The 21,028-nt window shown below is 61.3% G+C and carries 19 protein-coding genes; 10 read left to right on the top strand and 9 right to left on the bottom strand.

Features of this window, described 5'->3' with window-relative positions; translation table 11 throughout:
- Nucleotides 1-38 precede the first annotated feature (38 nt).
- Nucleotides 39-527 (top strand): DUF2938 domain-containing protein, encoded by a 489-nt coding sequence (locus tag ACQ4W4_RS16645; protein ID WP_436542915.1) that lies wholly within the window; start codon nucleotides 39-41, stop codon nucleotides 525-527.
- On the opposite strand, the gene ACQ4W4_RS16640 is transcribed toward ACQ4W4_RS16645, so the two are convergent.
- Complete coding sequence (locus ACQ4W4_RS16640; protein ID WP_436542914.1) at nucleotides 524-2,965, bottom strand: DUF3772 domain-containing protein; 2,442 nt, start codon at nucleotides 2,963-2,965, stop codon at nucleotides 524-526. The two genes, ACQ4W4_RS16645 and ACQ4W4_RS16640, sit on opposite strands and share 4 nt — an antisense overlap.
- Before the next feature lie 268 nt (nucleotides 2,966-3,233).
- On the opposite strand from ACQ4W4_RS16640, the gene ACQ4W4_RS16635 reads away from it, so the two are divergent.
- Complete coding sequence (locus ACQ4W4_RS16635) at nucleotides 3,234-4,913, top strand: methyl-accepting chemotaxis protein (RefSeq protein WP_436542913.1); 1,680 nt, start codon at nucleotides 3,234-3,236, stop codon at nucleotides 4,911-4,913.
- 111 nt (nucleotides 4,914-5,024) lie between these two features.
- Here the strand turns inward: ACQ4W4_RS16635 and ACQ4W4_RS16630 are convergent, their stop codons facing one another.
- From ACQ4W4_RS16630 to msuE, 3 genes are all read right to left on the bottom strand, one after another.
- Nucleotides 5,025-6,050 (bottom strand): methionine synthase, encoded by a 1,026-nt coding sequence (locus ACQ4W4_RS16630; protein ID WP_436542912.1) that lies wholly within the window; start codon nucleotides 6,048-6,050, stop codon nucleotides 5,025-5,027.
- A gap of 24 nt (nucleotides 6,051-6,074) precedes the next feature.
- A complete protein-coding gene (locus tag ACQ4W4_RS16625; RefSeq protein WP_436542911.1) occupies nucleotides 6,075-7,055 on the bottom strand; it encodes a DUF1852 domain-containing protein in 981 nt (326 codons plus the stop codon).
- A gap of 70 nt (nucleotides 7,056-7,125) precedes the next feature.
- On the bottom strand, nucleotides 7,126-7,707 hold the full coding sequence (gene msuE / locus ACQ4W4_RS16620) for an FMN reductase (protein ID WP_436542910.1): 582 nt from the start codon (nucleotides 7,705-7,707) through the stop codon (nucleotides 7,126-7,128).
- A 127-nt stretch (nucleotides 7,708-7,834) separates the two neighbouring features.
- Between msuE and ACQ4W4_RS16615 the strand changes: the two genes are divergently transcribed.
- Nucleotides 7,835-8,734 (top strand): LysR family transcriptional regulator, encoded by a 900-nt coding sequence (locus ACQ4W4_RS16615; RefSeq protein WP_436542909.1) that lies wholly within the window; start codon nucleotides 7,835-7,837, stop codon nucleotides 8,732-8,734.
- A gap of 27 nt (nucleotides 8,735-8,761) precedes the next feature.
- Here the strand turns inward: ACQ4W4_RS16615 and ACQ4W4_RS16610 are convergent, their stop codons facing one another.
- Both ACQ4W4_RS16610 and glmS read right to left on the bottom strand, forming a co-directional pair.
- Nucleotides 8,762-9,904 (bottom strand): serine hydrolase domain-containing protein, encoded by a 1,143-nt coding sequence (locus ACQ4W4_RS16610; RefSeq protein ID WP_436542908.1) that lies wholly within the window; start codon nucleotides 9,902-9,904, stop codon nucleotides 8,762-8,764.
- 148 nt (nucleotides 9,905-10,052) lie between these two features.
- Nucleotides 10,053-11,882, bottom strand: a complete 1,830-nt coding sequence (gene glmS / locus ACQ4W4_RS16605; protein WP_436542907.1) for a glutamine--fructose-6-phosphate transaminase (isomerizing) — start codon at nucleotides 11,880-11,882, stop codon at nucleotides 10,053-10,055.
- Between the two features lie 161 nt (nucleotides 11,883-12,043).
- Here glmS and ACQ4W4_RS16600 point away from each other — a divergent pair, with 161 nt between their 5' ends.
- Nucleotides 12,044-12,517: an Lrp/AsnC family transcriptional regulator gene (locus tag ACQ4W4_RS16600; protein ID WP_436542906.1), complete on the top strand. Its 474-nt coding sequence runs from the start codon at nucleotides 12,044-12,046 to the stop codon at nucleotides 12,515-12,517.
- Between the two features lie 652 nt (nucleotides 12,518-13,169).
- On the opposite strand, the gene glmU is transcribed toward ACQ4W4_RS16600, so the two are convergent.
- On the bottom strand, nucleotides 13,170-14,546 hold the full coding sequence (gene glmU / locus ACQ4W4_RS16595) for a bifunctional UDP-N-acetylglucosamine diphosphorylase/glucosamine-1-phosphate N-acetyltransferase GlmU (protein WP_436542905.1): 1,377 nt from the start codon (nucleotides 14,544-14,546) through the stop codon (nucleotides 13,170-13,172).
- Between the two features lie 25 nt (nucleotides 14,547-14,571).
- Between glmU and ACQ4W4_RS16590 the strand changes: the two genes are divergently transcribed.
- The 5 genes from ACQ4W4_RS16590 to ACQ4W4_RS16570 all read left to right on the top strand — a co-directional run bounded on the left by ACQ4W4_RS16590 (nucleotide 14,572) and on the right by ACQ4W4_RS16570 (nucleotide 17,803).
- Nucleotides 14,572-15,477 carry a DUF6279 family lipoprotein gene (locus ACQ4W4_RS16590; RefSeq protein ID WP_436542904.1) on the top strand — a complete coding sequence of 302 codons (906 nt, stop codon included), beginning with the start codon at nucleotides 14,572-14,574 and terminating at the stop codon, nucleotides 15,475-15,477.
- 70 nt (nucleotides 15,478-15,547) lie between these two features.
- The gene (rsmD, locus tag ACQ4W4_RS16585; RefSeq protein WP_436542903.1) at nucleotides 15,548-16,207 is read left to right on the top strand and encodes a 16S rRNA (guanine(966)-N(2))-methyltransferase RsmD; all 660 of its coding nucleotides are present in this window, start codon (nucleotides 15,548-15,550) and stop codon (nucleotides 16,205-16,207) included.
- 112 nt (nucleotides 16,208-16,319) lie between these two features.
- Nucleotides 16,320-16,817, top strand: coding sequence for a pantetheine-phosphate adenylyltransferase (coaD, locus tag ACQ4W4_RS16580; protein WP_034752633.1), 498 nt, complete (start codon nucleotides 16,320-16,322; stop codon nucleotides 16,815-16,817).
- Between the two features lie 14 nt (nucleotides 16,818-16,831).
- Nucleotides 16,832-17,098, top strand: a complete 267-nt coding sequence (locus tag ACQ4W4_RS16575) for a YfhL family 4Fe-4S dicluster ferredoxin (RefSeq protein ID WP_070218911.1) — start codon at nucleotides 16,832-16,834, stop codon at nucleotides 17,096-17,098.
- Between the two features lie 108 nt (nucleotides 17,099-17,206).
- A complete protein-coding gene (locus ACQ4W4_RS16570; RefSeq protein WP_436542902.1) occupies nucleotides 17,207-17,803 on the top strand; it encodes a chalcone isomerase family protein in 597 nt (198 codons plus the stop codon).
- A 63-nt stretch (nucleotides 17,804-17,866) separates the two neighbouring features.
- Here ACQ4W4_RS16570 and ACQ4W4_RS16565 read toward each other — a convergent pair whose 3' ends face one another.
- Nucleotides 17,867-18,172, bottom strand: coding sequence for a hypothetical protein (locus tag ACQ4W4_RS16565; protein WP_101483346.1), 306 nt, complete (start codon nucleotides 18,170-18,172; stop codon nucleotides 17,867-17,869).
- Nucleotides 18,173-18,364: 192 nt separating this feature from the next.
- On the opposite strand from ACQ4W4_RS16565, the gene ACQ4W4_RS16560 reads away from it, so the two are divergent.
- Complete coding sequence (locus tag ACQ4W4_RS16560) at nucleotides 18,365-19,345, top strand: LysR family transcriptional regulator (protein ID WP_034752642.1); 981 nt, start codon at nucleotides 18,365-18,367, stop codon at nucleotides 19,343-19,345.
- A 54-nt stretch (nucleotides 19,346-19,399) separates the two neighbouring features.
- On the opposite strand, the gene ACQ4W4_RS16555 is transcribed toward ACQ4W4_RS16560, so the two are convergent.
- A complete protein-coding gene (locus ACQ4W4_RS16555; protein WP_436542901.1) occupies nucleotides 19,400-20,959 on the bottom strand; it encodes a methyl-accepting chemotaxis protein in 1,560 nt (519 codons plus the stop codon).
- Nucleotides 20,960-21,028 lie beyond the last annotated feature (69 nt).

Here is a 21,028-nt window from a genome sequence, read left to right as displayed (position 1 = left end):
CATTCAAGCAATCAATTGAATGTTATAAGGGAGACACGATGCAAATACTCTGGCTCGATGCCCTGGCGATCGGCGTGGGCGCGACGGCGGTGATGGATGTGTGGGCGGTGGCCTTAAAGCGCTTCTGGTGCATCCCCTCGCTGAACCTGGCGATGGTGGGGCGCTGGCTCGGCCATCTCCCGCGCGGTACCTTCACCCACGTCAACATCGCCCAGGCGGCGCCCGTGAGCGATGAAGCCTTCCTGGGCTGGACGTTTCACTATGCGGTCGGCGTGCTGTTTGCGGCCGTGCTGCTGGCGCTGGTGGGGCAGGAGTGGGTGCAAGGGCCGACCTTCGCGCCGGCCCTGCTGGCGGGCCTGGTGAGCGTGGCCGCGCCGTTTTGCATCTTGCAGCCGGGCATGGGCGCCGGCCTGGCCGCCAGCAAGACGCCGCATCCGGCCGCCGCCCGCCTGCGCAGCCTGATGGCCCACGCGGCGTTCGGCATCGGCCTGTACCTGGCGGCCCTGCTGTGGTCGACCGTGCGCTAGGACGTCAGCGGCGGCACGGGAGCCGGTGCCGGTGCGGCGGCCACCGCTGACATGGCCGGCGCCTCGGGCTGCGCCGGCAAGGTGCTCAGCACCATCGTGCTGGGCTTGGGGATCGCGATGTGCGCATCGTCCAGGCGCTTGAGCAGTTCGAACAGCAGCGCGCTGCGGATGCCCGATGTCAGGCGCGGCGACGCGGCAAAGCCGGTGGCGTTGAACAACAACAGGCCATTGTCGATGCCATCGAGCTGCACGCTGGGCGCCGGCGTATCGAGCACGTCGGGATTATCGACAAAGACGGACAGGATCAGCGCGCGCGCCTCCTGCGCGTCCGTGCCCAGCGGCAACGGCAGCTTGACTTGCACCAGGCCCAGCGGATTGGCCAGGGTGACATTGCGCACCGTCTTGGTAATGAATTCCGAGTTCGGCACAATCACCGTCGAACGGTCGCTCAGCTGAATTTCCGTGGCGCGCACATTGATGCGGCGAATGTCGCCCTCCACGCCGCCGAGCGAGACCCAGTCGCCCACTTTCACAGGGCGCTCGGCAAGCAGGATCAAGCCGGAAACAAAGTTCTGCACCACCGCCTGCAAGCCGAAGCCGATACCCACCGACAAGGCCGACGCCACCCATGCGATGCGTTCCAGGCCGATGCCGGCCGCCGACAGGGCCAGCGCCACGGCCAGCACGCCGCCGATGTAGCCGAACAGGGTGATGAACGACACTTGCATGCCGGTATCGAGATTGGTGGTCGGCAAATAACTGTTTTGCAGCCAGCGCTTGAACAGGCCCAGCGCGATAAAGCCGACGACCAGCACCAGCAGCGCCTGGATCATGGCGGCCGGGCGGATCGCCACCTCGCCGATGGCCAGGCCATCCTGCAGCTTGCCCACGCGCTGGAACAGCTCGCCCGGGCCTTCGCCAAACGGCGCCAGCAGCAGCATCAGGGCCAGCAGCACGACGATGGCGCGGCCGATGCCCGACAGCAGCACGGCCGCCTGGTCGCGCGCCTTGGGCGTGGCCAGCACAGGATGGGCGGCGTCCGGCGGCGGCGGGGTCGAAGCCAGCAGCATGCAGATATCGTCGACCAGCACCGTCAGCAGATAGGTGCTGCACAGCACCACGATGACCCAGGCGATTTGCTTGGCAATAAAACTGCCGAACGCCACATAGCCGACCAGCAAGCTGATGACGCTGGACGCCAGCGCCAGCCACAGCAGCACCGTGACGCAGCGCAGCCACAGCGGCGTGACCAGGGTGGCGGGATCGGCCTCGCGCAACTGGCGCCAGCAGCGTTCGGCGCGCATCAGGCCGTAGGCGATGGTCGTGCTCATCACCAGGGCGACGATGCAATTGACGGCCACGGCCGTCGACAGGCCCGCATTGATGACGATGGTGACCCGTTCCGTGGCCCACACGAGCACGACGATGAAGGAAAACATCGAGGGAAAATTGCGCATGCGGTGCGCCAGCGCATCGGGCAGGGGCAGCAAGCGCCACGAGACGCGGCGTGGCGACAACAGCGCGTGGCCAAGCCCCGCCGTAAAGCCGGCAAAACAGATGATGCCGATCAAGCTGCTGAGGAAAGTCGAGGTTTTTTCGGACAGGCCGCCCTCCCAGCGCAGCCCCATGGCCAGCAATTCGGCCACCAGGCCCGGCGTGGCCGCCGCCAGCACCAGCACGGCCAGCGCATGCAGCGAACGGCGCAAACGGCCATGCGGCACGCGCGTGGCCGTGACTACCAGCAGATAGCGCGAAGCCCAGACGCTGGCGCCGAACACGGCCACGATGCCGGCCAGCAAGCCCCCCCAGGCCGACCACGGCGTGGCGCTGGCCGCGTTCGTCAATTCCAGCTCCAGCGCCCGCAGGCGCTGCAGATTCTGCGGCAATTCCGCATGCAGCTGTTTCCAGAACGAACCGGCCAGTATCGACGCCGTGCGTTCACCCAAACGCGCCTGCAACTGCGCGCGGCGCACCGTCGACACTTGCTCCGACGCCTGCGTCGCTTCCACGGCCAGCAAGCGCGCCAATTTCACCTGCGCATCGAGCGCGCTGCTGGTGCGGTCCAGCTGGCTGCGCTGGGCCGCCACGTCGGGGGCGTCTTTCGTGCCCGCCGCCGGCTTGCCCAGCTCGGCAAGCCGCGCCTGCACGCTAGACAGCGTGGGCACGAGCGCATCGGCCACCTTGTCGGCCTCGGCGCTGGCCGCCAGCGCATCGGCGCGCATCTGTGACAGGGTCGCGTCATCGAGCTCTGCCTCGCCATCGAGCGCCTTCTGGATGGTGGTAATCTGCTTGCGCAAGCCATCGAGGCGCTGGTCGGCCGTGGCGGCGTCATCGACGGGCTGCGACCAGGCGGGCGGTGCGGCCAGCGAGCATGCCAATAGCAGGGTCAACAGCAACGGCAGCAGGAAGGGGAAGAAACGGAGACGGAAAGAAGTCATGCGGACCTATGGCTGAAAAAGAGAAGAACTGCCGGATTGGCAGCGCCGCCGGTCATGGCGCGCCGCCCGGCGGGTGCCTGTCAATATAGCTGAAAACACGCGCAAGCCGCAGGATAGGCGGAACTGGCGTGCGCTCCGGGGAGCAACTAGGCATATTGCCCTATGGAAATGTCCTTCGAAAAGGTCTAGGATCGTTGTCCGCTTGGCGGCGCGGCACCCATCTGCACGCCGCCGACCTTTTCACCATTCCCTCCGTATTGAGACAGCCATGAAGTTTTTATCCAATCTGACCATCGGCACACGCCTTGCCGCAGGCTTTGGCGCCATCGGCGCCATGCTGATCATCATCTCCTGCCTCGGCATTGCCATGCTGGGCAAGATCAACCAGGGCACCGGCCATATCGTGCGTGACAGCATGCCCAAGATCGAGCTCGCCAACAGCGTGTCGGCCAACATCAACGACATCGCCATTGCTCTGCGCAACATGATGCTCAGCGCCGATCCGGCCGACCAGCGCAAGCAGACCGACGCCATCCTGGCCGCGCGCCAGGCGGCGGCCGGCAACCTCGGCAAGCTCGCGCGCATGCTCGACTCCGACCGCGAGCGCGCCTTGCTGGCCAGGATGAACGACGCCAACACGCGCTACGCGCAGGGGCAGGAAGTGCTGCTGGAACGGATCAGGAGCGGCACGCCGGACGACAGCAGCGCCTACCTGTACGGCCAGCTGCGCCCCGTCTTACTCGTCTACAAGCAATTGATCGCTGAACAGATCAGCTTGCAAAATACCCTGGCCACTACGGCGGGCGACAAGGCCAATGCCACCTATGCCAACACGCGTACCTTGCTGATCGGCATGTCGCTGGCGGCGCTGGCCATCGCGGCGGCGTTGGCATATGGCATCACGCGCTCGATCACCGGTCCCGTCGCCACGGCGCTGCAGGTGGCCAACACGGTGGCCGCCGGCGATTTGCGCAGCCAGATCACCGTGCAGTCGCGCGATGAAATGGGGCAACTGCTGCAGGCGCTCAAGCGCATGAATGACAACCTGGCGCACACGGTGGGCACGGTGCGCGCCGGCACGGAAACGATCGCCTCGGCCTCGTGCGAAGTGGCGGCGGGCAGCCTGGACCTGTCTGCGCGCACGGAACAGCAAGCCAGTTCGCTGGAAGAGACAGCGTCTTCCATGGAAGAGCTGACCTCGACCGTCAAGCAGAATGCCGACAATGCGCGCCAGGCGCATGTGCTGGCCGACACGGCTTCCGGCGTGGCGCAGCGCGGCGGCGCCGTCATCGCGCAAGTGGTGGCGACCATGCGGCAAATCGACGCCTCCTCGAACAAGATCGCCGACATCATCGGCGTCATCGATGGCATCGCCTTCCAGACCAACATCCTTGCCTTGAACGCGGCCGTGGAAGCGGCGCGCGCGGGCGAGCAGGGCCGTGGCTTTGCCGTCGTGGCCACGGAAGTGCGCAGCCTGGCGCACCGCTCGGCCGCGGCGGCCAAAGAAATCAAGACCCTGATCGACGACTCGACCCAGACCGTGGCGGCCGGCAGCGAGCTCGTGCACCAGGCCGGCAACACCATGAGCGACCTGGTCGACAGCGTGCGCCGCGTCACCGACATCATGGAAGAGATCACGTCCGCCAGCGCGGAACAGACGGCCGGCATCGAGCAAATCAACCAGGCCATCAGCGAGATGGACAACGTCACCCAGCAAAACGCGGCCCTGGTGGAAGAATCGGCGGCGGCCGCCGCCGCCATGCAGGAACAGGCGGCGACCCTGGCGCAGGTGGTGAGCGCATTTAACCTTGACGCCGGCAAGCCACAGACCAAGGCAGCAATCGCCACGAGCAAGGCACCGCGCCAGCAAGCCATCGCCGTGCGCGTGCCCGCTGCCAGGAAAGCTGCGCCGGCAGCAACGGCGTCATCCGGCTGGGAAGAATTCTAAGGCCGCAATAACAACGCCACGGACACCTGCCGGTGCCTGTGGCGTCATGCAGCATAGTCTGCTTCCTGTTACAGCAAGGCAAAACTCACCTACTCGGTATGTCCCCTCCTGCTAGGAAATTTCCCTGCGGATGATGTCCGCGCCCGCACTGAGCGCATGCAGTTTGCCTCGGGCGACGCGGCGAGACAAGGGCGCCATGCCGCAGTTGGTGCTCGGGTAGAGCTTGTCGGCATCGACAAACTGCAGCGCCTTGCGCAGGGTGTTGGCCACTTCCGCCGGCGTTTCAATGGTGTTGCTTGCCACGTCGATGGCGCCGACCATCACTTTCTTGCCGCGTATGAGTTCAATCAGGTCGATGGGCACGCGCGAGTTGTGGCATTCCAGCGAGATGATGTCGATATTCGATTGCTGCAGCTTGGGAAACGATTCCTCGTATTGACGCCACTCGGACCCCAGCGTATTTTTCCAGTCCGTATTGGCCTTGATGCCGTAGCCATAGCAAATATGCACGGCCGTTTCGCATTTGAGCCCTTCGATCGCCCGCTCCAGGGTGGCAATGCCCCAGTCATTGACCTCATCAAAGAAGACATTGAAGGCGGGTTCGTCAAACTGGATGATGTCGACGCCGGCCGCCTCCAGTTCCCGCGCTTCCTGATTGAGGATCTTGGCGAATTCCCAGGCCAGTTTTTCGCGGCTTTTATAGTGGCTGTCATACAGCGTATCGATCATCGTCATCGGACCTGGCAGGGCCCATTTGATCGGCTGCGTGGTTTGCTGGCGTAAAAATTTGGCGTCGTCGACAAACACCGGCTTGGTGCGGCTCACGGCGCCCACGACGGTCGGCACGCTCGCATCGTAGCGGTCACGGATTCGAACGGTCTCGCGCTTGTCAAAATCGACGCCGCTCAGATGCTCGATGAACGTGGTGACAAAATGCTGGCGGGTCTGCTCGCCATCGCTGACGATATCGATGCCCGCCTGCTGCTGTTCCTGCAAGGACAAACGCAAGGCATCCTGTTTGCCTTCGATTAATTCCTCGTCCTGCAATTTCCAGGGCGACCACAGTTTTTCAGGCTGCGCCAGCCAGGAAGGTTTCGGCAGGCTGCCGGCGGTTGAAGTAGGCAATAATTTTTTCATGATCTGCGATTTCGTGTATTTGGATTAATCAGCGAGCGCGGTGGCAGCCCATTGTTCAAGAATATGCTTGTAGGGCTTGATGAAGTGCTCTTCCGTATATTTGCCCTGCTTGACAGCCAGCTGGCTGCGCTCTTCCCGGTCATAGACAATTTGCGTCAACGAATAATCCTGATTCTTCAGGCTGGGCTGATAGCATTTCCCCGCCGCGGAATTGGCGTTGTAGATTTCGGGCCGGTAAATCTTTTGAAATGTCTCCATCGTGCTGATGGTGGCGATCAGTTCAAGATTGCTGTAGTCGGCCAGCAGGTCGCCGATAAAATAAAAAGCCAGCGGCGCGGCACTGTTTGGCGGCATGAAATAGCGCACCTGCATCCCCATTTTCTCGAAATATTCATCCGTCGAGGAGAACTCATTTTGTTGATACTCGACGCCCAGAATGGGGTGCTGGTTTTCCGTCCGCTGATAGGTTTTGCTGCTCGATGCGCTGAGGCAGATCACCGGCAGCTTCTTGAAATGCCGCTTGTAAGTATCTGATCTGACAAAGTGCTTGAACAGCTTGCCATGAAAATCGCCGAAGTTCTCTGGCGTGCTGAATGCGGATTTATTATTGTTGTGCTCTGGCAGCAACACGCTGAAGTCGTAATCGCGCACGTAAGAGGAGAAGTTATTGCCCGCAATGCCATCGATGCGTAGTCCGGTTTTTTCATCAACAATATTCGGCTTCAGTATCTCGATCAACGGGATATTGCCGCCTTTGACATCAATATTTAACTCGACGGAAATGATTTCGAGCTCGACAGAATAGCGGTCTGCCTTCGGGTTATCCCAATGCGCCAGGCTGTTGAAGCGGCTGTCGATCATTTTCAGGGTGTTGCGCAAGTTCTCCTGGCGGCTCGTTCCCCTGGCCAGATTGGCAAAGTTGGTCGTCAGGCGCGTATTGTCCGATGGGTGATAGTTTTCATCGAAAACAATGCTCTTGATGCTGAATACAAAATCGTTGCTCATGGTGTTCTGCTGTCCTGAATTCTGCGAAAAGATGAATGTGTTGAGTGCTTGGTGACTGTGGCCATCCATATCAGGCTGCGGCCAGCTCTGCAGCCGTGGCCAACCTCGCATGGCGCGTCAATGCGATCAAGGGCAATGCCCGCTGGACCGCCAGTGCGGCCCGCTGGATCAGCGCCTCATCCTGCAGACGGTAGTCGAGGAAATCCTTGTCGGTCGCGTAGACGCCCAGCGGCAAGGTGCGTGCCTGAAAAAAGCTGAACAGCGGCCGCAACTGGTGGTCGATCATCAAGGCATGACGCTCGCTGCCGCCGGTGGCCGCCAGCAAGACGGGCTTGTCGATCAAGGCGTCCTGATGAATGAAGTCGAAGAAGTGCTTGAACAGGCCCGTGTACGCGCCGCGATACACCGGTGTGGCCACCACCAAAATGTCGGCTTGCTCGACCGCCGCAAGTTCCCGCTCCACCGTCTCGGACAGGTGCGAGCGCCAGACGGCGCCGGCCAGCTGCGGCGCGAGCTGGCCCAGCTCGACCAGGTGTTGTTCGCACAACACTTCGTCGGCGATCAGATCCATCAGGTGCTCGGCCAGGGCTGCCGCCTTGGAAGGGCGTTGCAGCCCGCCGGAAACCGCGACTATGCGCAGGGGACGTGTCATGTGTGCTTTCATAGGGATGATGCGCGAGGGCCGACAAATGCCGGCAGCAAGGGGATCGATGATAGCGGCGGGAATCGATGAAGTATAATGGTCATATTTCATACATCCATGAATATGGCTCATTTCAATGCTTGAACGCATCCACCTCAGCATCGTCCAGCAGGTCGAAAAACAGGGCTCGTTGACGGCCGCCGCAGGCGTGCTGCACCTGACCCAGTCGGCCTTGAGCCACAGCATGAAAAAGCTGGAACAGCAACTGGGCACCGACGTCTGGCTGCGCGAAGGGCGCAACCTGCGCCTGACGCAAGCCGGCCAATACCTGCTGGCGGTGGCGAACCGGGTGCTGCCGCAACTGGACCTGGCCGAGGAGCGCCTGGGCCAGTTCGCGCAGGGCGAGCGCGGTGCGCTGCGCATCGGCATGGAATGCCACCCTTGCTACCAGTGGCTGCTCAAGGTGGTGTCACCGTATCTGGCCGCATGGCCCGACGTGGATGTGGACGTCAAGCAAAAGTTCCAGTTCGGCGGGATTGGCGCGCTCTTCGGCTACGAGATCGACCTGCTGGTCACGCCCGACCCGCTGTACAAGCCGGGGCTGACCTTCGAACCCGTGTTTGACTACGAGCAGGTGCTCGTCGTGGCCAAGGGCCATGCCCTCGCATCGGCGGCGTATGTGCAGCCGCAGCAACTGACGCAGGAAGTGCTCATCAGCTACCCCGTGGACATCGAGCGCCTGGACATCTACAACCAGTTCCTGCTGCCGGCCGGCGTCACGCCCAAGCGCCACAAAGCCATCGAAACGACCGACATCATGCTGCAGATGGTGGCCAGCGGCCGCGGCGTGGCCGCCCTGCCGCGCTGGCTGGTCGAGGAATACGCGCTCAAGATGGAGGTGGTGCCCGTGCGGCTGGGCGCGCGCGGCATCGCCAAGCAGATCTTCCTGGGCGCACGCGAGACGGACACCGCCATCGACTACGTGCGCGCCTTCATCGCGCTGGCGCGCCAGCCTGTCCTTGCGCAGGGAAGCTAAGCACGCACGCCTGTTCGCTGGAGCCGGCTACTGCGCGCCTTCCATGGATGCCACGGTGTCGAAGATATGCGCCAGCGCGCTTTCCATGGCGCCGGCAGTCGCGTCGCCGCTCTGGTTGGTGATGATGAAGACGCCAAGCTGATATTGAGGCACGACGTAGGCATAGCTTTGCGCACGGGGCACGCCGCCATGGTGGACATAATGCGTGCCCAACTGGCGATTGCTGCCGATGTTCCAGAAATAGCCGATGCTGAAGTCGTCCTGAAAGCGCGCCAAAGGCTTGTGCGATTCGGCGACCGCGGGATGGGCGCCCAATTGCAGGCGCAGGTACTTCGCCATGTCCGGCATGGTCGACTTCAGGTTGCCGGCCGCCCCCCAGGGCAGTTGCGGCATCGGCGTGGTGACGGCGGGATTGTCGCTGTGGTAGCCGGGCGCCAGCCGGCCGGCATCCTGGGCGGTGATTCTCAGCCTGGTATCGTGCATGCCGGCTTCGCGCGCGAGAAATTGCGTCAGCAGCACAGCATAGGGCATGCCATAGATTGTTTCGAGCGCGTGCGCAATGAGTTCGGTACCGGCGCTGGAATAGGCGTAGTCCTTGCCGAGCGGCCCCTTGATGCGGACTGCGTGCAAGTCCTGCCAGAATTGCGGTTGTCCGTAGTTGGCGTAGGCGGCATTGAGCTTTGCCGGCGTGGCGTGTGCGGTGAAATCCTGCAAGACGGTGTTTACCTGCAATGGCAGCATGCCCGGCATATTGCTGGTATGCGTGATCAAGTGGCGCAAGCGAATGGGCTCCCCCTGCGACTGCAGGTTCGGGTAGGCGGCCGGCAGGTACTGTTGTATGGGATCATCGAGCGCCGCCTTGCCATCCAGCACGGCGTTCGCCAGCAGCAGGCCAGCAAAAGTTTTGCTGACCGAGCCGATTTCATACAGCGTGGTGTCGTTCGGCGGATTGGCTTTGCCGGTCTCCAGCTCACCTTGATGCAGGATGAATTCCTTGCCCCGATAAACGACCGCGATCGAGGTCGCGTGCAGCAATGTCGACTGCAGCAGGGTGGTCGCGGTCTGCCTCATTGCCGCAGGAATGTCATGCGCAGGTGCCGTGGCTGCAGGCTTGCAAGCTGCCAGCACGAGTGTCATTCCAGTCATGATTGCGGCGAGTTTGGTCATCATGCGCACCATCGAAGGGGGAGGGGCATTCTCGCACAATGGATTCAGCGGTGACAGAAAAAAGTCACGCGCATGGTTTGCCGGATAAAAGAAAACGCCACCCGGAGGTGGCGTTTTTATTCTTGCTGGCCCGGGACAGCACCCGGCCTGCTTACTCCACCGTCACCGATTTGGCCAGATTCCTTGGCTTGTCCACATCCGTGCCGCGCGCCAATGCCGTGTGGTAAGCCAGCAATTGCAGCGCCACCACGTGCAGGATCGGCGACAGGTCGCCGTAGTGCTCGGGCAGGCGGATCACGTGCAAGCCTTCGCCGGAGCTGATGCGGGAATCGACGTCGGCGAAGACGTACAGCTGGCCGCCGCGCGCGCGCACTTCCTGCATGTTCGATTTGAGCTTTTCGATCAGCGCGTCGTTCGGCGCGATGGTGACGACCGGCATTTCATTCGTCACCAGGGCCAGCGGGCCGTGCTTCAGTTCACCGGCCGGATACGCTTCGGCGTGGATGTACGAGATTTCCTTCAGTTTCAAGGCGCCTTCCAGGGCGATCGGGTAGTGCATGCCGCGGCCCAGGAAGAGGGCGTTTTCCTTGCGCGCGAATTCCTCGGACCAGGCGATGATCTGCGGTTCCAGCGCCAGCACGGAAGCGATGGCGACGGGCAGGTGGCGCATGGCTTTCAGGTGCGCCGCTTCCTGTTCTTCGGACAGGTGGCCATTGACTTGCGCCAGGCACAGGGTCAGCAGGAACAGGCCGGCCAGCTGCGTCGTAAACGCCTTGGTCGACGCCACGCCCACTTCCACGCCGGCGCGCGTGATGTAGGCCAGCGCGCATTCGCGCACCATGGCGCTGGTAGCCACGTTGCAGATGGTCAAGGTGTGGTGCATGCCCAGGCTGCGTGCATGTTTCAGGGCGGCCAGGGTGTCGGCTGTCTCGCCGCTCTGGGAGATGGTGACGACCAGGGTGTTCGGGTGCGGCACGCTGTCGCGGTAGCGGTATTCGCTGGCCACTTCCACGCTGACGGGCACCTTGGCGATCGCCTCGATCCAGTATTTGGCCGTCATGCCCGCGTACGAGCTGGTGCCGCAGGCGAGGATCAGCACGCGGTCGATCTGCTTGAAGATTTTATACGCGTCGTCGCCGAACAGTTCCGGCATGATGCCCGTCACGCCTTCGAGCGTGTCGCCGATGGCGCGCGGCTGCTCGAAGATTTCCTTCTGCATGTAGTGGCGGTACGGGCCCAGCTCGGCCGCGCCCGTATGGGCGTGCACGGTCTTCACTTCGCGCTCGACAGGCTTGCCGTCGACGTCGACGATCCAGCAGCGCGACAGTTGCAGGTCGACCACGTCGCCTTCTTCCAGGTAGATGATCTGGTCTGTCGTGCCGGCCAGCGCCATGGCGTCGGAGGCGACGAAGTTTTCACCATTGCCCAGGCCGACGATCAGGGGCGAGCCCTGGCGCGCGGCCACCACGCGGTGCGGCTCGTCGCGGCAGAAGACGGCGATCGCATACGCGCCGTCGAGGCGTTTGACGGCCTGCTGCACGGTCTCGAACAGGTCGCCGTTGTACATGTGCTCGACCAGGTGCGCGATCACTTCCGTGTCCGTCTGGCTCTGGAAGACGTAACCGAGGGCCGTCAGTTCGGCGCGCAGTTCGTCGTGGTTTTCGATGATGCCGTTATGCACCAGCGCCACGCGCGCGTTCTCTTCCGTCGGGGAAAAGTGCGGATGGGCATTGAAGGAGACCGGGGCGCCATGCGTGGCCCAGCGCGTATGGGCGATGCCCGTAAAACCGCTCAAGCCTTCTTCGCCGATCTGCTTTTCCAGCTCGGCCACGCGCGCGGTGGAGCGCGAACGCTGCAAACGGCCATCCGCGTGCAGGGCGATGCCGCAGGAATCGTAGCCGCGGTATTCCAGGCGCTTCAAGCCTTCCAGCAGGATGGGAGTGATATTACGTTGCGCTACCGCGCCGACGATGCCGCACATGGAAACCTCTGTCTAAAATTTAATCAATGCACGCATGCTAATGCAGAGTGAATGAAATATGCTTTCTAAATCAATGTATTTTTGACTGAATATTTCACGACTATTTTACGATGAAATATTATTTCATTTATACTCGATATATTTTCTAATTAGTCAAAATCATGAGCGAGCACAACATTACCCTCGATGACATCGATCGTCGCATCCTGAATGCCTTGCAAATTGATGCATCGCAAACCAACAGCGAACTGGCGCAAGCCGTGCACGTTTCAGCGCCCACCTGTTTGCGCAGGGTCAAGCAGTTACGGGAAAGCGGCGTCATCGAGCGGCAAGTGGCCATCGTCGCGCCTCAGCTGGTGGGCGCGCGCCTGACGGCCATCGTGGAAATCACGCTCGACGTGCAGGCGTTTGAGCGCATGGCCGAATTCGAGCAGCTGGTGGCGGACGAGCCCGCCGTGCTGCAGTGCTATCGCGTCTCGCCCGGGCCCGACTTCGTGCTGATGGTGCAGGTGGCCGACATGCCCGCCTATCACGCGCTGGCGCACCGCCTGTTTGCCGCGCACGCGAATGTGCGCAACGTGAAAAGCTATTTTTCCACGTTTCGCAGCAAATTCGAGACGCGCATCGCCGTGTAAATCCGGCTGGCAGAGAAGTTATCCCCGCTTATCCCCGCTTTTTTGCCCACTTATGCACAAGCTTATCCACAGCAAGAAAATCACGGATTTCCACGGCCGCCACCATCGCGCCTCGCAGGAGACCTCTCCATAAAGATACCTCAACTCCCGGATAAAACTTATCCGGCCTTATCCATCGCTTGCCCACCGATTAATCACAGGCTTTTGCACAGCTTTACCCACAGCCAGGCTTTATAAATTCGCCTTAAATATCCTTGCAATACAATGACTTATAAGTTATTCATGGCTTATCATCCAATTACGCACAAGTTTATCCACAATCCAGAAAAGCAAAAATATGACGATACTTTCGTCGCTTGCGAGACTAGCTTACCGTCTCACCCGCCGAACCGGGCCAGATAACTTATCCCGCCTTTTCCACAGGTTTTTCACCATTTATACGCAGCTTATACCGGGCTTATCCATCCCTTGTCCGCATGCTTGTGCACATGTTTATCCACACTCGATAATGCAGACAATATGCTGGATGCGAAAAATGGCAGGACTTATCCCGGGTTGCCAGCCAACTTTCCACAGGATTATCCACAGGCATAAAAAAACGCCGCCAGCCCGGACAGGCTGGCGGCGTCATGCGTGCTGAAAACGGTACGGCTTACTTGGGAATTTTCACGGGACGCGTCCAGCCGTCGATGGTCACCTGGCGCGCGCGCGACACCGTCAGCTTGCCGGCCGGCGCATCTTTCGACAAGGTCGTGCCGGCGCCCAGGGTGGCGCCCTTGCCGACGGTAACGGGGGCGATCAGCTGGCTGTCGCTGCCTATGAAGGCGTCGTCTTCAATCACCGTGCGGAACTTGTTCACGCCATCATAGTTGCAGGTGATCGTGCCGGCGCCGATGTTGACCTTCGAACCGATGGTGGCGTCGCCGATGTAGGCCAGATGGTTGGCTTTGCTGTGCGCGGCGATCTGGCTGTTTTTCACTTCGACAAAGTTACCGATGTGCACGTCTTCCGCCAGGACCGTGCCCGGGCGCAGGCGCGCGTAAGGGCCGATGATGGAAGCGGCGCCGACGATGGCGTCCTCGAGATGGCAGAAGGGCTTGATGTGCGCGCCAGCGGCCACGGTGGCATTGATGAGGACGTTGTTGGCGCCCACGCGCACGCCGTCGCCCAGTTCCACGCGGCCTTCGAACACGCAGCCGACGTCGATGGTGACATCGCGGCCGCAAATGAGTTCGCCGCGCACGTCGATGCGGGCCGGGTCGAGCAGGGTCACGCCGCGCTCGAGCAAGGCTTGCGCGATATTGTTCTGGTGGATGCGTTCCAGCTGGGCCAGCTGCACCTTGCTGTTGACGCCCGCCACTTCCCACACGGCGGTCGGGTGGGCCGAAGTGACGGCCACGCCGTCGGCGACGGCCTGGGCGACGATATCGGTCAGATAGTATTCCCCTTGGGCATTGTCATTCGACAAGGCCGACAGCCATTGCTTCAGCTGCACGGTAGGCGCGACCATGATGCCGCTGTTGATCTCGCGGATGGCGCGCTCTTCAGGCGTGGCATCCTTTTCCTCGACGATGCGCACGATGGCGCCGTGCTCGCGCACGATGCGGCCCAGGCCGAAGGGATCGTCCTGTTCCACGGTCAGGATGGCCAGCTTATCCTTGCCCGCCGCCTGCACCAGTTGCTGCAGGGAAGCGGCGCTCGTCAGCGGCACGTCACCGTACAGGATCAGGGTGGGCACACTGTCGTCCAACAAAGCCACGGCTTGCTGCACGGCATGACCGGTGCCCAGCTGCTGCGTTTGTTCCGCCGCGTCGATCGCCAGATCCTGCTTGGTCTTGTAGCCGTCGAGCAACTTCAGCACCGCTGCGCCCCCATGCCCGTAAATCACGCATAATCGGGACGGCGCCAGACTGCGCGCCGTGTCGATGACGTGCGACAACAGCGGCTTGCCCGCCAACGGGTGCAATACCTTGGGCAGTGCCGACTGCATGCGTTTGCCCATACCGGCAGCGAGAATGACAACGTTCATAGACCGTCTTTTATAAGTTAAGAATATGAAAAAGTTTAACACGCAGGCCCCGTCGTCCACGCCCTTCCAGCGGTTTACTTATGCCGTGCTGGCCATCATGCTCGTCGTCATGGCCGGCTGCAGCGGCTTGCGCCTGGCCTACAACAATGGCGATACCGTGCTGTACTGGTGGCTAAACGCGTATGTCGACCTCGACCGCGACCAGAAGGGCTGGGTGCGTGACGATATCGACAAGCTGTTCGACTGGCACCGCAAGACGCAATTGAAGGATTACGTGGAAATCCTGCGCACGGGCCAGAAGCAGCTGCAAGGCAATATCACGCAAGCGGATCTGATGATGGATTACAGCGAGATCAAGCAGCGCACCCAGGCGCTGCTGCTGAAAGCAGCGCCCGAGCTGGCCGACCTGGCGCGCTCGCTCAAGCCCGAGCAGATCGCGCAGATGGAAAAGAAGTTCAAGTCGAACAATGAGGATTACCGCAAGAAATACCTGAGCGGAGACCAAGAGAAGCGCCAGAAGCTGCGCTACAAGAAAGCCATGGAGCAATTCGAACTGTGGTTCGGCGGCTTCAGCAGCGAGCAGGAAGCCATCATCCGCAAGGCGTCCGACGCGCGTCCGCTGAACAACGAGATCTGGCTCGACGAACGCATGCGGCGCCAGCAGAATGTGTTGAACCTGGTCAAGAAAGTCCACCAGGAAAAACTCGGCAAGGAAGCCACCGCAGGCTTGATCACGACCCTGATCAAGGACAGTTTCGAGCGCCTCGAGCATTCGGAACGCAAGGCCTTCTTCGATGCCTACGAAAGCAGCACGGCGCAGATGGTTTTGACGGTGATCAAGATCGCCACGCCGGCGCAAAAGGCGCATGCCGTCAAGCGCATGCAGGGCTGGATCGACGATTTCAATTCCCTGGCCACGCAACCCAAATAGAGCGGCAGCGCCAGCAGGGGGGGAGGGGGCCATATGCTATAGTGGCCGCCACCGAATTGAAGAAATCCCCATGCAAAAGAAAATAAAAAAACCCGCCAAAGTCCCCGTCCACCACGCGCCGCCACCGAACCAGGTACGCATCATCGGCGGCCAGTGGAAGCGTTCTGTGCTGCCTGTTTTGCAGGCACTGGGCTTGCGCCCGACGCCGGACCGCGTGCGCGAAACCGTGTTCAACTGGATCAACCACTTGCGCGAAGGCGACTGGTCCAATGCCCAGGTGCTGGACCTGTTCGCCGGCAGCGGCGCGCTGGGTTTTGAAGCGGCCAGCCGCGGCGCCGCCGCCGTCACCATGGTCGATACGCATACGCCCGTGATCCGCCAGCTGGAAGAAAACAAGACGAAATTACGCGCCGACAACGTGCAACTGCTGCGCGGCGACGCCTTGCTGACGGCGCAAGGCCTGGCATCGCGCGGCCAGCGTTACGACCTGATCTTCCTCGATCCGCCTTACCAGCAGGATTTCCTGGCGAAAGTGTTGCCGCTGTGCGCCAACCTGCTCAAGGAAGGCGGCATCGTGTACGCGGAATCGGGCTTGCCGCTGGTCTTCGATGACACCAGCGCACTGGAAAAACCCGAATGGATGGCGCCGTGGGAAGTCATCCGTGCCGACAAGGCGGGCACCGTTTATTATCATTTGCTAACTTACAACAAAGTGCCGGCAACTGCCTGAATCTGCCTATAAATGAGGCAAAAAAGCTCCCTGGCCCAAGGCGCAACATCAAGGTGGTCACCAATTTCAGGCATAATGCGCGTCTATATTGGTGCATCATCAGGGAGCCGCAATGGTTGTAGCCGTTTATCCAGGAACATTCGATCCGCTCACGCGCGGTCATGAAGATTTGGTGCGCCGCGCATCGGGTCTGTTTGACAAGCTGATCGTCGGTGTGGCCGACAGCAAGAACAAGCAACCGTTTTTCTCGCTCGACGAACGCCTGGAAATCGCCAACGAAGTGCTTGGCCACTACCCGAATGTGCAAGTGGAAAGCTTTTCCGGCCTGCTCAAGGATTTCGTGCGCAAGCATGAAGCGCGGGTCATCGTGCGCGGCTTGCGCGCCGTCTCCGACTTCGAATACGAATTCCAGATGGCGGGCATGAACCGCTACCTGCTGCCCGATGTCGAAACCATGTTCCTGACGCCATCCGACCAGTACCAGTTTATTTCCGGCACCATCGTGCGCGAAATCGCGGCGCTGGGCGGCGATGTCTCCAAGTTTGTCTTCCCCTCGGTGAACCGCTGGCTGCAAAACAAGATTGCCGCCAACGCTGCCTCATCGCAATAAGTAAGAGTGAAATCATGGCATTACTGATCACCGACGAATGCATCAATTGCGACATTTGCGAGCCCGAGTGCCCGAATGACGCGATCTACATGGGCGCGGAAATCTACGAAATCGATCCCAACAAGTGCACCGAATGCGTGGGGCACTTTGACGAGCCGCAATGCCAGCAAGTGTGCCCCGTCAGCTGCATCCCCTTCAATCCCGCTTGGCGCGAAAGCCCGGAGCAATTGATGGCCAAGTACGAACGCCTGCAGGCGGAGCTGCCTGCCGCCAAACCCTAAGCATTTCTTCCTCGCCACTTCTGCGTGGCGCCAGCTTCTGCCAACTGTTCTACACTGTGTGCTTGTGCGGACTTATCCACAGCACATGTTTCTCCACGGAGGCAGAAGATGCAAATACGCACATCGCGTTTGGGCCGCTCCCTGGCTGCCGCCTGCCTGTGCGCCGCCCTGGCACAAGCAGCGCTGGCAGTCGAGGTGGGCGGCGTCAGGCTGGACGACACGGTGCAGCTGGCCAGCCGCGAATTGAAACTCAACGGCGCCGGCGTACGCTACAAGGTCATCTTCAAGGTCTACACGATTGCGCTGTACCTGCCGGAAAAGAAAACCCAGCTGGCCGACATCCTCGCGCTGCCCGGGCCACGCCGCCTGGAAATCGTCATGCTGCGCGACATCACTTCCGATGAGCTGGGGCAAGCCTTCATGCAGGGCTTGAAGCGCAGTTCCGACCAGGCCGACCGTACGCGCCTACTGAGCCAGACGATGCAGTTCGGCGCCATGTTCGAAACGGTGCCCGGGCTGAAAAAGGGCGACATCCTCACCGTGGACTGGCTGCCGGAAGCGGGGACGTTGTGCAAGCTGAACGGAAAACAGGTGGGCGACACGGTGCCGGACCTGGCCTTTTACAATGCGCTGCTGAAAATCTGGATCGGCGCCCATCCGGCCGACACGGTGTTACGCGCGCATTTGCTGGGCGACGTGGCGTAATCGACGGGCGGCGGGCGTAAAAAAAGCCGGCGCAGGCCGGCTTGTCATGTGCAACAGGCGATCTCAGGCGCGCGTCGACAGGGCGCGCAATTCGGCGGCGTTGCTTGGCGACACGCCATCCATCTTGCCGAGCGTGCGTTTCAAGGCTTGCGCTTCGCGCATCTGCTGGCGCGCCAGGCGCTCTTCGCGGCTCAGCTTGGGGCGCACCACCAGCACCATGGCGCGGGCGATGCCCACCAGCAAAGGCTTGAACAGCAGGGCGAAAGCGCCGACGGCGACGATCACCAGCACGAGTTGCAGGGCGTTGAGCAGGGAAATCTCCAGCACGGGTGCGGATACTGCGTACAGGGCGGAGGCGAAGGTAGACATACTGTTCCAGTGCATTATAGAATTTGCCAGTACTATAGTGCAGTGCAACATATAAATCTAATTCCATTTCTTGATACCAATTATATGAATCGTGAATGGAAAACTGTAATATTTTTTTACGAGTGAAAATATTCGTGCCCGGCGCGGTTTACACTCTTAAGTAATCAATTCAACTTTTATCTTGGGCTTTCCATGAGTTTTCTGACGCTGGATCTGAACTTGCTGCGTGTTTTCGACGCCGTCATGACGGAACAAAACCTGACGCGCGCAGCGGGCCACCTGGCGATGACGCAGCCGGCGGTATCGAACGCCATCAAACGCCTGCGCGAGAGCCTCGGTGACGAATTGCTGATCCGCACGGCGTATGGCGTGAAACCCACGCCACGCGCCGAAGCGCTGTGGCCGTCCGTACGCTCGGCCCTGGCCAGCCTGGAAGCGGCCGTCACGCCGGAAACCTTCGACGTGTCAAAAACGCACGCCACCTTCCGCATGGCCATGGCCGATGCGACGGCCGCCTTCTGGCTGCCTTCCCTGATGCGCTCGATCGAACGGGAAGCGCCAGGCGTCAACGTGCGCATGATGCCGCTGACCACGCGCGAACCGCGTCCCATGCTGCTGCGCGGCGACATCGACCTGGCCGTGGGCTTCTTTCCCGGCGTGGCGGCGCAACTGTCGAGCGAAACGGGTTCGCCCATCCGCCACGAGCGCCTGTATTCCGGCAAATATGTATGCGTGATGCGGCGCGGCCATCCGCTGGCCGACAAGGAATTGACCCTGGATAACTATTGTGCGGCCAACCATTTATTGGTGAGTTTTTCCGGCCGCGCACATGGCTTGATCGACGAAGCGCTGTCGCAGATCCACCGCGAACGGCGCATCCTGTTGACGGTCAACCAGTTCTTCACCGCAGGCAGAGTCGTCGCCAATTCCGACCTGATCACGGTCTTGCCGCGCCATTTGATCGCCTCGACGGGCATGACGGAATCCTTGCTGTACAAAGATTTGCCATTGACCCTGCCGGCCGTCCACCTGGACATGCTGTGGCACGAACGCGACGCCCGCAGCCCCGCCCACAAATGGCTGCGCAACCACCTGGAAAGCATGAATACGCCCACCTTGCGCACGGCCACGGCGGCCGGCGGCGGCGTGGCACCCAAGCCGCATATCGAATAAATGATCTGCCAGCACCAGAAAAAAAACGCCTGATGAATCATCAGGCGTTTTTTTTCATGCATGGCTGCTGGAGCGATAACCAATTCTAAAACCGCCCCAGTGCTTGCCCTCGACGTGGATGGGCACGGATAAATCGTGCATGACCTCGCCCGTGTCACGTTTATACGTCTGCAACAGGAAGGGCTTGGTGTTGCTGCCGCAGCGCTTGCCCGTGCGGTCGCTGAAGATGCGCTTGGTGCGGTTGTTTACCATATCGGTGGCGTAGTCGCCCGTCAGCGGCTGGGAAAATTTCTTGTTGTGCGTTGGAAAATATCCATTGTTGTCGACGGCGCCCGCATAGGCCAGATGGGGTAATGCGGCCAGCACGCCTTCCTGCAGGTCCGGCAGCACCTTGTCGGTAAACGCGTCGAACTTGGTATTGTGCTTGGGCGGATTCGTGTTCGGGATGGGGCGGTAGTGGCGGTCGAACAGGGCTTCGCGCGTGATGCGCCCCGAGGCGATCGCCTGCTCGAACAGTTTGCCCACCTCGCGCGCGGCGCGCTGGGCCGCCTCGCGGATCTCGTCGTGCGGCGTGGCCACGCTCGATTCGCCCAGCGCGCCGGCGATCACCTCGGCCCGCTCGGCCAGGGCCATGGCCGACTGCGTGGCGCGCGGCAGTTCCGCATTCGTCGACAGCATGCTGTCGCGGATTTGCAGGATGGCGTCGGCGATCAGCTGCGTCGTGTCGACGTGTTCGCGCGAGGCCCGGGCGATTTGCCCGATCTCATCTTCCGACTCGCCCGACGATTCCTCGATATGACTGAGCGAGGCGTGCACGCTTTCCACATTGCGTGCCGCTTCCGTGACGCCGGCCGCGAGCGAACTCATGCCGCGTGCGGCCTTTTCCGACTGTTCATTGATTTCTCGCACCATCACGCTGATTTCATCGGAGGCTTCTTTGGTGCGCTGCGCCAATTGCCGCACTTCGCCCGCCACCACGGCAAAACCGCGCCCATGTTCGCCGGCGCGCGCCGCCTCGATGGCGGCGTTCAGCGCCAGCAAGTTGGTGCGTGCGGAAATATCGGAAATGGCTTCCGTAAAGCCCGTGATGCGCTTGGATTTTTCCTGCAAGCTCAGCATGGAGCTGGAAGCGCCTTGCGCTTCCTCGCGTGCGTTGTTGATGCGGCGCAAGCCCTGGTCCACTTCGGCGCGCGCTGCCACGCTTTCCACACGCACCCCGGCGGCCACCTTGGCGGCCCGTTCCGCATTGGCGGCGATCTTTTCCGTCATCGCGGCATTTTGTACGGAGCTGTCGGCAATGTCGCTGGCCGTGCGCACATCGAGTTCCACCTTCTGTTTGACGGAATCGACAAAATACGAAGTTTCCGCCGCACCGATCATGATGGCGTCGATGGCGTTGCCCACCGTATAGGCGAACTGGTGCAAACCCGGTTCGCCGCGCGGACGGCCGGCAAACGCCAGCAGCGCGGCGCCGATGGCGGCGGCCACGCAAGCGATCAGATAGGGATGCTCGCCGCCCGACAGCAGCAACAGATAGGCCAGGCAACAGGCGACGGCCATGGCCAGGATCGTGAATACAAAGAAACGCACCAGCTGATGCTGCAACTGCTTCATTTGTCCCCCGCTGCGCGAACCCGTCACGTCCCATTGAGGGGACGTGCTGTAACCGTATGCAGGTGGGCA

Source organism: Janthinobacterium glycogeni (assembly GCF_051380725.1).
GTDB lineage: Bacteria > Pseudomonadota > Gammaproteobacteria > Burkholderiales > Burkholderiaceae_D > Janthinobacterium.
The sequence above is the reverse complement of the archived record's forward strand: the minus strand, read 5'-3'. Positions and strand labels throughout refer to the sequence as shown.

What these genes read in the sequence shown, in the direction of transcription:
- ACQ4W4_RS16590 (WP_436542904.1), top strand. Translation starts at nt 14,572, where the DNA reads ATGAAAAAGTTTAACACGCAGGCCCCGTCGTCCACGCCCTTCCAGCGG.
- ACQ4W4_RS16635 (WP_436542913.1), top strand. Translation starts at nt 3,234, where the DNA reads ATGAAGTTTTTATCCAATCTGACCATCGGCACACGCCTTGCCGCAGGC.
- ACQ4W4_RS16630 (WP_436542912.1), bottom strand. Translation starts at nt 6,050, where the DNA reads ATGAAAAAATTATTGCCTACTTCAACCGCCGGCAGCCTGCCGAAACCT.
- ACQ4W4_RS16560 (WP_034752642.1), top strand. Translation starts at nt 18,365, where the DNA reads ATGAGTTTTCTGACGCTGGATCTGAACTTGCTGCGTGTTTTCGACGCC.
- ACQ4W4_RS16610 (WP_436542908.1), bottom strand. Translation starts at nt 9,904, where the DNA reads ATGATGACCAAACTCGCCGCAATCATGACTGGAATGACACTCGTGCTG.
- ACQ4W4_RS16645 (WP_436542915.1), top strand. Translation starts at nt 39, where the DNA reads ATGCAAATACTCTGGCTCGATGCCCTGGCGATCGGCGTGGGCGCGACG.
- msuE (WP_436542910.1), bottom strand. Translation starts at nt 7,707, where the DNA reads ATGACACGTCCCCTGCGCATAGTCGCGGTTTCCGGCGGGCTGCAACGC.
- ACQ4W4_RS16615 (WP_436542909.1), top strand. Translation starts at nt 7,835, where the DNA reads ATGCTTGAACGCATCCACCTCAGCATCGTCCAGCAGGTCGAAAAACAG.
- ACQ4W4_RS16640 (WP_436542914.1), bottom strand. Translation starts at nt 2,965, where the DNA reads ATGACTTCTTTCCGTCTCCGTTTCTTCCCCTTCCTGCTGCCGTTGCTG.
- ACQ4W4_RS16570 (WP_436542902.1), top strand. Translation starts at nt 17,207, where the DNA reads ATGCAAATACGCACATCGCGTTTGGGCCGCTCCCTGGCTGCCGCCTGC.
- coaD (WP_034752633.1), top strand. Translation starts at nt 16,320, where the DNA reads ATGGTTGTAGCCGTTTATCCAGGAACATTCGATCCGCTCACGCGCGGT.
- ACQ4W4_RS16625 (WP_436542911.1), bottom strand. Translation starts at nt 7,055, where the DNA reads ATGAGCAACGATTTTGTATTCAGCATCAAGAGCATTGTTTTCGATGAA.
- glmS (WP_436542907.1), bottom strand. Translation starts at nt 11,882, where the DNA reads ATGTGCGGCATCGTCGGCGCGGTAGCGCAACGTAATATCACTCCCATC.
- ACQ4W4_RS16555 (WP_436542901.1), bottom strand. Translation starts at nt 20,959, where the DNA reads ATGAAGCAGTTGCAGCATCAGCTGGTGCGTTTCTTTGTATTCACGATC.
- ACQ4W4_RS16575 (WP_070218911.1), top strand. Translation starts at nt 16,832, where the DNA reads ATGGCATTACTGATCACCGACGAATGCATCAATTGCGACATTTGCGAG.
- ACQ4W4_RS16565 (WP_101483346.1), bottom strand. Translation starts at nt 18,172, where the DNA reads ATGTCTACCTTCGCCTCCGCCCTGTACGCAGTATCCGCACCCGTGCTG.
- ACQ4W4_RS16600 (WP_436542906.1), top strand. Translation starts at nt 12,044, where the DNA reads ATGAGCGAGCACAACATTACCCTCGATGACATCGATCGTCGCATCCTG.
- glmU (WP_436542905.1), bottom strand. Translation starts at nt 14,546, where the DNA reads ATGAACGTTGTCATTCTCGCTGCCGGTATGGGCAAACGCATGCAGTCG.
- rsmD (WP_436542903.1), top strand. Translation starts at nt 15,548, where the DNA reads ATGCAAAAGAAAATAAAAAAACCCGCCAAAGTCCCCGTCCACCACGCG.